The organism is Exiguobacterium sp. UBA5002 (genome assembly GCF_002396765.1).
Classification (GTDB): Bacteria; Bacillota; Bacilli; order Exiguobacteriales; family Exiguobacteriaceae; genus Exiguobacterium_A.
The window spans coordinates 1-8,747 of sequence record NZ_DGYQ01000003.1 but is presented as its reverse complement, the minus strand read 5'-3'; the positions used below and the strand labels follow the sequence as shown (position 1 = coordinate 8,747).

The window sequence follows — 8,747 nt, the reverse complement described above, 5'->3', positions numbered from 1 at the left end:
AACTGCATACGAGGTCTTTTCCGAAGAAGTGTTGCGCTTAATTTGACAAACCGTCATATTACTTCATAATTCATAAAAAGAGGAAGGAAACCATAATGAGAAGAAAAGAATGCATTAACGATGTTGAGCTTTTTTCAATTACAAAACTAAGTGTTCTACAAAAAGAAAAACGAAGAAACTACACATCTCAGACGATGATAGTTCCTTCGTTTCTTTTTTTAAATCAACGAATTTTATTCCATTCTTATAATCACGAACGAACATATTTAAGTGGAATTAAGTCTGCAATCCGCACTTTCGTCAACTGATCGTCGATCTTCAAGAGGACAAACGCGTCCGGTGCATAATCGGAAATCAATTCGCGACACATGCCGCACGGACTGACGACACGAATCGTTCGGTCCGTTTCATCCGAATAGGGATGTCGGACAGCGACGATCGTCTCAAAATCCGTCAATCCATCCGTGATGGCGGAACCGATCGTAATGGCTTCCGCGCACACCGTCACCCGTCCGATATACGCTTCGACATGAACACCCGTTTTCGTCGCGCCATCTTTTGTCCGCAACGCAGCTGCGACGTGATGTTTATCGTCAGCGTAACGGCTTTGAATCGTTTTGGTTGCTAGTTCGACCAGTTGCAGGTCGGCTTCAGTAATCGGATAAGCCTGCATAACGTGCTCCTTACGTGTCTTTTTTCTTATAGGTCAAACCGATGAATTGTGCTTTTTCATTGAATAGTCGACGGTAGGATAGAAAACCAACGAGGACCGATGCCATCGCCGCCGTCGTCAAGATCAGGAATAGAATCAATAGTTGATAAAGGACCGCTTCCATTGGATCCGCGCCACCGATGATCAACCCACTCATCATCCCTGGCAATTGGACGAGGCCCATCGTTTTTTGCGCTTCAATCGTTGGAATCATACTTGTCCGGATCGCGCCTTTTAAGCTCGTATCAATCGCTGTCTTCGCATCTCCACCAAGCGAAAGAATCAGTTCGATGACCTCGTCGCTTCGTTCGACCTCGTCCTTGAACTTATTAAGAAACAACAAGGACAAAATCATACAGTTCCCAATGACCATCCCGCTGACCGGAATGACTTGCTGGGCTTCAAACGGAATGATTTGTAATCCAAGCAAAATGCCCATCGTTAATGCTTCGACCGCAATCAATGTCAACAAGATGATCCACTGGATCCCGGGAATCCCGTCCCCTTTACGGATGACGTTCAGTGTCGCTGCACCGATCATCAACAGAATCATGAGTAACATGAAAATTGGACTGCCGCTTTCAAAGACGAACGTCAAAATATAACCGATGATCAAGAGTTGGACGATTGATCGAACGGTTGCGATGAGGATGTCCTTCTCTAGACCAAGCCGTAACGTCCGCGCTAAGACGAGGGGGATCAAAATGAAGATCAGCGAAGTCGCCAGTTGGAGGTAACTCATATCGATACCCCCTTCAAGAACGCTTGTGTCTCTGCTTGACCACTTGAAACGAGTTCTTTAAAAGCACCAGACTCGATCAATCGACCGTCTTTTAAAAACCAGACGTCGTCGCTGACCCGCTTGGCTTGCTCTAAGTCATGCGTAATCCAAATGATCGTCGTCTGCAACTCCTGCTGTAAATCAAGAATCAGCTTCTCAATTTCTTGTACCATCCGGTAATCGAGACTTGCCGTGATTTCGTCAAGCAACAGGACGTCCGGTCGATTAACGAGTGTTCGTGCGATTCCGAGTCGGCTCCGTTCGCCACCGGACAAATCTTTGACCGGTCGTTCAAGTTCGACGGATAGTTCGACTTGTTGTAGCAAGCGTTCCGCCTCTTCGCGTGGTAACGATTCCCCGAAGATCGATTTCGGTAAATTAATATTATCGTAGACGGTACCTGGAATCATCGGCGCGCTTTGGAACGCCATTCCGATCCGTTTGCGGACGTCGAGCAGATTCATCTGCTCGAGTGGTTCGCCTCGAAAACAAATTTCGCCGCGATCGGGAGAAATAAGTCCGTTGATGTGTTTCAATGTTGTGGATTTTCCGGCACCACTCGGTCCGACGAGCGTCGTAATGACACCTTCTCGGAACTCACCCGTTATTTCGTGTAAGATGTGTTGATAGCTGCCTTCGTGAAACGTAAGAATCGACATACTGTGTGTTCACCTAACTTTCTACAAATTTCGGGTAATGCTCCTGTAATGTTGTACCCGAAAATCCGTCACCTTAGTACGTCAAGCGACACTTCCTTACGCGTGAATGATCTCTCCGGCAAAATCATACGGTACCGTTCGACCAGCAAAGAGCGATTCTTTTGACGCTTCCGGTAAGTTGAGGTGTTTGAACGCTTCTTCACGGTCCATCCAGACGAGTCCGGAAATCTCTTCTGGAACATTCGTTTTTAACTGACCAGAAGTGATTTCTCCCGCGAAGAAGAAAAAGAGACAATGTTCCCCCGCTTGCGGGAAGAATGCTTCTGCCAGATGGACGATGTCACCTGGTATGATTGTAAATCCTGTCTCTTCCAGAACTTCACGCGTGATTGCTGTATGTAACGTTTCGTCGCGCTCGACTGTCCCACCGGGCAATGTATAGTAGTCACCATGATCTCCACGATTCTCGACCATCAATAATTGATCGCCTGCAGCATTGAATAATGTCGCATAGACGATGTTTTTACGGATATTCATGTTCGTCCCCCTATTTTCTTCTTTCCGTCTGAATGATACAAAATAACGGATCCAGTTGAATCTCACTGATGCGGTAATATTCATCATCACTATGATCAAGTAACAGACGTTTTCTGTTTTCTTCAACATATTTTAAGGATTGGATTGTTTCAATTCGTAATCGTGACAGCGTCTCCCCAGTCGGTCGGAGGACATGGAGTTCCATTTCAGTAAATGCCGGATACAGGATAAACTGAATACGCTCTTTTGAGGAGTTGTGTAACATGTATTTAGACCGCTGATAGAATGCTTCTTCCTCCGGAAACTCAAGAATCGGCTCTACTCCGAAAAAATAGAGGCTTTCTAACTCTTCTGGTATATGAATTTTCTTGTCGTCCTTCATTATATCGATGTACCTTCCTGTAAAATTATCTTCCAAGTCTCCACTTCTGATGTCAAAAAGCTCACTAATTCGCTCATCTCTCCTTCAGTCGGCAAGAAAGATACACCCGCTCTCGCATAGACGTCTTGAACCGGATGGGTTTGACTAAGCGCTAAAGATGCGATGAAATCTTTCAGCGTTTGGTCGGGATCTTTCGTGAAACGGTGATAAACCTGGAGAGCGGCGATCTGAGCAATCGCGTACTCGATGTAATAGAACGGCGTCTCAAAGAGATGGATGACACTCATCCATTCGTGGCCTTTCCAATCGGGTGTTTCCGACCAATCGATGACGTCCGTATCAAATGTTTCTCGGAGATCGGCATAATAGGCATGTCGTTCTTTTGGATCATGACCCGGGTGAGCATAGAGCCATGATTGAAAACGATCGACGATGATCGTCTCGGGTAAGAACTCAACCATGGAACGCATCTGTTCGAGTTTTGCCCGGGCAACGTCTTTTTTATCCGGAATCACCTGATGCCATTCGTTCATCGTCTACAACTCGAGCGACATGGCAGCGAACTCCCCTACTTCAAGCGGAATCGGTTGTAGTCCGTCGTACGTTTCTTTCATCGCATCATGATGGACGGCATGGCCGATCTCATGCATGAAGATGACGAGATCATCAAACGTATCGATGCGATTCATGAATAAGAACGATTGCTGTTCGACCGGTAAATACTCACAAAATCCTCCGCCAGCTTTGTTCGACCGGGCACCGATATCGAGATGATTCCTATGTCGCATTTCTTTTAATACGTCCGCAAAGTATGGATGCACGCTCTCGAGAATTGCTTGTGCCTTGTCTAAGAATGAAGTGTCAGAACCGGTCGCGTGATGATCAATCTGTGTATAGGCCGATTGCCGGACGTCCCACGGATGGAGCACCTGTTTGCCGAGAAACGTTTGTTGTTCGCGCTGAAATCGCCGTTTGACCGGTAGAAAGTCGGATTGAATGATAGTGGCGTAATGATTGACATCTTGACTCGTATAATCGACGCGTCCGAGTTCTACAAAAGCTAGTTCCTCGTATCCGATCTTACCACTTGCAGTGGTACGCGCTTGTCGTAAATCAACGAGTCGTGAAAACAACGGTTGAATGACGGATTCTTTCATGCGGAACGCTTCCTCAATCGATAAGAGCGCTTGTTTTCGAGTGGATTCATTCGCGTCAAATAAAGCAGCATGAAGATCGGAAACCGACTCTCCCGATTTTGTCAGCATCGTCGCCTCAATCCGGAGATAGTCTTGAATAAGACAAGCTTCCTCCTCTGTCGCACTTGTTGCTCTGAGTGATTGTTCAAAACGTGCTCTCGTTCGAAGTGTGACGTCATCGCGCGAGACGAGATCCATTTTTACGGAACGTCTCAACGTATCGAGCTTATCCGATAGCTGCTGACGCCCTTGTTCGTATTCAGAAGTGGTACCGAGGTCTGTAACGTCCTGGAGATACGCGATTTTTTGTTTGAGCAATGTCTCTTCCATTTGGAGAATCGAAGCGATTCGATGCGCAACATCCTTATCATTATAAAAAATATCATTTACAGGTGACTGAGATTTCATCGACGGATTTCACATCTCCTTTCAACTTATTCCAGTATACAGTTTATGCCAACGATATGATCATTTTACGAATAAATGACTATTATGTTGTCTTTTTTGACTATTATCGTTTTCAAAAAGACTATGATAAGTTACATTATATAGGAGGTGAATCCCTATATGAAATCCCGTTTAAAAGAATTACGTGCTCGCCACGGATGGAATCAGTCTGAACTGGCACGGCGCGCGAACATTTCGCGCCAGACGATCAGCTTAATCGAACGCGAAGAATTCATGCCGTCGCTACTGATCGCCGTCAAAATTTCTCGTGTGTTTGATACACCGCTAGAAGACATCTTTTATTTCGATGAGGAGGAATTAACATGAACAAGGAAGCAGGCAAGGTCATCATCGCAGCTTTACTCGGTTTCATTAGCAGTTATTTCGTCATGTTTGTCCTCAAAAATACCAATTTGTCACAGTTTGAACGATCGCTCTATCTTGATTACATATTCACTGGTCTTTTCGTTATCTTGACGATCTTGACTCTCAGTTACGTCGTACGCTATTTACAAATTCGTCAATTGACTCGACGATCCGTTTCTTCCGACGAAGAGGACGCGATTGACGATCAAGTGAATCGTTACTATGCGGACGGCATGATGATCGTGCAGTTCTCCAATCTCCTCAGTATCGGGCTCGCTTCTTTTAGCATCATTGAAAACCAGTTCGGTCTTCATTTGATACTGAGCGGATTCTTTTTCGTCATCAGTTGTATTGCCTCGATTTATTTTCTCAATCTTATGCGCCAGATCTATCCCAACCGCTATTTCCCAAAGTATTCGGAAAAGAACTATGCTGAAAAGCTATTCGCTGCCTCAGATGACGGAGAACGTCACGTCATGTTCGAAGGTCTGATTCGGTCACAGTCCCTGTTACAATTTTTATTGATGGGTATCATTGTCGTATTAGTCGTGTATTCGTATAAGACCGGTCAATCTCAGATCTTTGCAATCAGCTTATTGATTATCGCCTTGATCTGGAGCAACGCAAAATATTTTCTCCATGTACGCAATCGCTAAAAAGGAGCATTCAGTCAATCGACTGGATGCTCCTTTACATGCCTTTAAAAATCACGATGATTTTGTGATGGACATCATGCTGGTTCAGTGTATATTCCTGATCGTCGAGCGAGCGATGTTTCGATTGACTCCGCGCTGAAATGAACCAGACGACTCCACCAACGGCGAGAAAAATAGCAATAAAGATCATAGACACCCTCCTTTAGATTCCTTTTTTACTTTATTCTGGCTCATCACCATAAGGTGTGGTTGACACATAAAATCCATCGGATTTTAAATCGAACATAGAAAAAAAGCGAAAACCCCGGTATCGTAATTGTTGTCTAGACAAACCACGATTGGAGTTTTCGCCTTGTCCCAACAGTTTATCAAATTAATTCTTCCGCTTCCAGCCCTTTTTCAAATCCAGATGTCGTCCGATGAAGAACCGCACGTATTTCCTATCATTCCTGATACACATGAAATCCCTTGTCCGCTATGCGAAAAAAAGACTATCTTGCATTCGAAAAAGCGTCGTCGTTTTCGACACGGTCATGCGTGGGGAGTCGGTGCCTTGTGGATCGAACTAGATGTCCCACGTCAAAGATGCCTCTCTTGTGATTTGACGTTTGTATATGACTACGGTCTCGGACTCGTCCGTACTTCTACCGAAGTGTTCCGAAAAGGCATCACAGAACGGTGCCATGGCCGCACAATTTCAGATGTTGCGCATGAATATGAACTTCCTTATACGACTGTGGAACGGTGGTTTTATCAGTACGCTTCAGTGGATACAGTGGGACAGGCGACACACATCCTCGTCAATGAGTTCGCCACGAGAAAAGGACACCACTATGCGACGATCGTTCTTGATGCCAAGACTGGACGTCTTCTGTCTATCGTCCCGGGTCGGGACGTATCGGCGATCACGGCTGCGCTTCAAGGTGTACTGGGAGATGTTCGTTCTGTCGTCAGTGATTTTGCACCTGCGATGGCGAAGGCAACTAATCGTGTCTTCCCGAGTGCAGCGCATGTACTGGATCGTTTTCATCTCATCCAGTTCTTCACGGACGCTCTTCGCCGTCGGCGTCGATTTTTGAACGAGACGAAACGCCATCATCATATTCGCGTCATTGACCGTGCACTGGCTTGTCGCCCAGAAATGCTGGCTCCAGAAGACCGAGAGGTCGCCCGTTCTTGTATTCTAGAAGACGCCTTTACTCAGGATCTATATAGAGGACTCCAACATATCCGGTATGTGCTGAAGGCAACGTGTAACAGGCAGGCTCACCGAAGACTGACGGACTGGCTGGACCGTTACCAGTTCCATCCGTGCGGACCTCTCGCAAAAATCGCGAAAGCGATCCGGGGGCGTGAGGAAGCGATGCGTCAGACCATTGTATCAAGGCTATCGAACGGGAAAATGGAAGGAACGAACAACAAGATTAAGCTCATCAAACGTCGTGGTTATGGCTACCGAAACCTCGAACGATTCTTTTTGAGATTGCGCCTCGAGCTTGGTGGTTAAAATAGCAACCACGTGTTATGGTGATGAGCCTTTATTCTTCCAACACCCTGGTTTTTCCTTTACGATAAGATAGAAGATTCAAATATATAGGGGGCGATAGGATGTTTGGTAAAGAACCGACATGTATGCATTGTGGCAAAACGATCGAAGGAAACGAAAAAGTCTACATTCAAATGCGTTATCCAAAACATCGCGGGATGACGGAAGTCAAAGCTTACTTAAAAAGCGAAGGTCGTTTCATCTGCGAAAAATGTTTCGCTGAAAAGACAGAGTCAAAGGGGTAAGCACTTATGAACCTGAAAGAGAGTACGATTTTAGTTACAGGAATGACCGGAACGCTTGGCTCTCGTGTTGCGCGACGTTTTCTAAAAGAAGCGCGTGAAGTGCGCGGTTTGTATCGCTCTCAGGAACAAGCGGATCAATACGCTTTCAAAGGTGTCCACGCAGTCATCGGTGAACTCGGTGATCCGAATTCGCTTCTTACAGCACTTCAAGGCGTCGATCTGTTGATTCACTGTGCTGCCTATCTCGGAGATGATCCCGATTTAGCACAGGAAGCAAATGTTACAGGTGTACAATATCTCGCAGATGCTGCGACAAAAGCTCGTGTCAAGCGCATCATTCACATCTCGACGACTTCCGTGTACGGCCAAGTCGTGAGTGGACATTTTACGGAAACGTCACCGCTCCTACCGTCCGAACATGTTTACATCCATACAAAGCAGGAATCCGAACGCCTGTTACAGGAATATACACCCGATTCCGATTTAATCATCTTACGTCCAGGATCAATTTGTGCCGAGGAGCAGTCCTACTGGGGGGATCGTCAAGTCGAGCGGATTAAGGAGGCGGATGTGATTACCTGGGTGCACCCGGACGATGTCGTCCCGTGGGTCCATACGGATAATCTAGTCGAAATGATCGTCCTTGCCGCAACGAATGCGCATAATGGGGATATCTTCAATGCGATCGATGCGAATCTACCTGAGACGGATTTTCGGTTGAAGTTGATCCATGCGAGCGGCACGCCATACCGAACACCGAAGCGTTCGGCGGAACGCGCTACTTTCTCGAACGAACGAATCAAACAACTCGGATACGTTCCACTCCGAACACCGCAAGAGACGATTGAACAGTTGATTCAATCCTTTACAGTAAAATCATGATTTCGCAAGCAATTATATTAGTAAACGGACACGTATTGCTGGTACGACAGTATGTAGCGCGAGGAGAAAACGTTTGGAATTTTCCTGGCGGACAAATCGAGCCTGGTAATTCACCCCAACAAGCGTGATGTGCTCCAAGAAAAAGGGGCTGACTCAAAAGTCAGTCTCTCCAAAGATAAGGGTGGCAGATTCATGATCTGCCACCCTTATCTCGTAAAAAAAGAATGACGCGTCACACGCCACTCACAGGAAAAAGCGCATTTATGCGCTGTCAGAGACAAACAAGCCCGTTTTCCTGCTTAAATAAAGCAGGAAAACGGGCTTGTGTCTCGCCTGAG

Annotated in this window: 12 protein-coding genes and 1 pseudogene; 6 read left to right on the top strand and 7 right to left on the bottom strand. The window is 46.1% G+C overall.

Going from position 1 to position 8,747, the window contains the following annotated elements:
• Positions 1-250 precede the first annotated feature (250 nt).
• The 6 genes and pseudogenes from B4C70_RS00185 to B4C70_RS00160 form a co-directional block, all read right to left on the bottom strand.
• On the bottom strand, positions 251-673 hold the full coding sequence (locus tag B4C70_RS00185; RefSeq protein ID WP_290776195.1) for a cytidine deaminase: 423 nt from the start codon (positions 671-673) through the stop codon (positions 251-253).
• A 10-nt stretch (positions 674-683) separates the two neighbouring features.
• Positions 684-1,454, bottom strand: a complete 771-nt coding sequence (locus B4C70_RS00180; protein ID WP_290776193.1) for an ABC transporter permease — start codon at positions 1,452-1,454, stop codon at positions 684-686.
• Entirely contained in the window at positions 1,451-2,152 is a 702-nt protein-coding gene (locus tag B4C70_RS00175; protein ID WP_290776191.1) for an ABC transporter ATP-binding protein, read from the bottom strand. Before B4C70_RS00175 ends, B4C70_RS00180 begins: the two co-directional genes overlap by 4 nt.
• A 96-nt stretch (positions 2,153-2,248) precedes the next feature.
• Complete coding sequence (locus B4C70_RS00170; RefSeq protein WP_214729374.1) at positions 2,249-2,689, bottom strand: NUDIX domain-containing protein; 441 nt, start codon at positions 2,687-2,689, stop codon at positions 2,249-2,251.
• 10 nt (positions 2,690-2,699) lie between these two features.
• Entirely contained in the window at positions 2,700-2,954 is a 255-nt protein-coding gene (locus tag B4C70_RS00165) for a hypothetical protein (protein WP_290776189.1), read from the bottom strand.
• 116 nt (positions 2,955-3,070) lie between these two features.
• A pseudogene (locus B4C70_RS00160) lies at positions 3,071-4,336 on the bottom strand (M3 family metallopeptidase).
• Between the two features lie 498 nt (positions 4,337-4,834).
• On the opposite strand from B4C70_RS00160, the gene B4C70_RS00155 reads away from it, so the two are divergent.
• Together B4C70_RS00155 and B4C70_RS00150 are read left to right on the top strand one after the other, a co-directional pair.
• On the top strand, positions 4,835-5,041 hold the full coding sequence (locus tag B4C70_RS00155) for a helix-turn-helix transcriptional regulator (protein ID WP_023468455.1): 207 nt from the start codon (positions 4,835-4,837) through the stop codon (positions 5,039-5,041).
• Entirely contained in the window at positions 5,038-5,736 is a 699-nt protein-coding gene (locus B4C70_RS00150) for a DUF3169 family protein (protein WP_214729366.1), read from the top strand. The genes B4C70_RS00155 and B4C70_RS00150 overlap by 4 nt, the downstream gene beginning before the upstream one ends.
• 34 nt (positions 5,737-5,770) lie before the next feature.
• Here the strand turns inward: B4C70_RS00150 and B4C70_RS00145 are convergent, their stop codons facing one another.
• Entirely contained in the window at positions 5,771-5,926 is a 156-nt protein-coding gene (locus tag B4C70_RS00145; protein WP_214729364.1) for a hypothetical protein, read from the bottom strand.
• Positions 5,927-6,145: 219 nt separating this feature from the next.
• Between B4C70_RS00145 and B4C70_RS00140 the strand changes: the two genes are divergently transcribed.
• From B4C70_RS00140 to B4C70_RS00125, 4 genes are all read left to right on the top strand, one after another.
• On the top strand, positions 6,146-7,243 hold the full coding sequence (locus B4C70_RS00140; RefSeq protein ID WP_290776197.1) for an ISL3 family transposase: 1,098 nt from the start codon (positions 6,146-6,148) through the stop codon (positions 7,241-7,243).
• A 101-nt stretch (positions 7,244-7,344) separates the two neighbouring features.
• Entirely contained in the window at positions 7,345-7,527 is a 183-nt protein-coding gene (locus B4C70_RS00135) for a Fe3+ hydroxamate ABC transporter substrate-binding protein (protein ID WP_149427483.1), read from the top strand.
• Positions 7,528-7,533: 6 nt separating this feature from the next.
• Positions 7,534-8,409, top strand: a complete 876-nt coding sequence (locus B4C70_RS00130) for an NAD-dependent epimerase/dehydratase family protein (protein ID WP_290776184.1) — start codon at positions 7,534-7,536, stop codon at positions 8,407-8,409.
• Positions 8,406-8,537, top strand: coding sequence for an NUDIX hydrolase (locus tag B4C70_RS00125; RefSeq protein ID WP_195864935.1), 132 nt, complete (start codon positions 8,406-8,408; stop codon positions 8,535-8,537). The genes B4C70_RS00130 and B4C70_RS00125 overlap by 4 nt, the downstream gene beginning before the upstream one ends.
• The last annotated feature ends 210 nt before the right edge of the window (positions 8,538-8,747 follow it).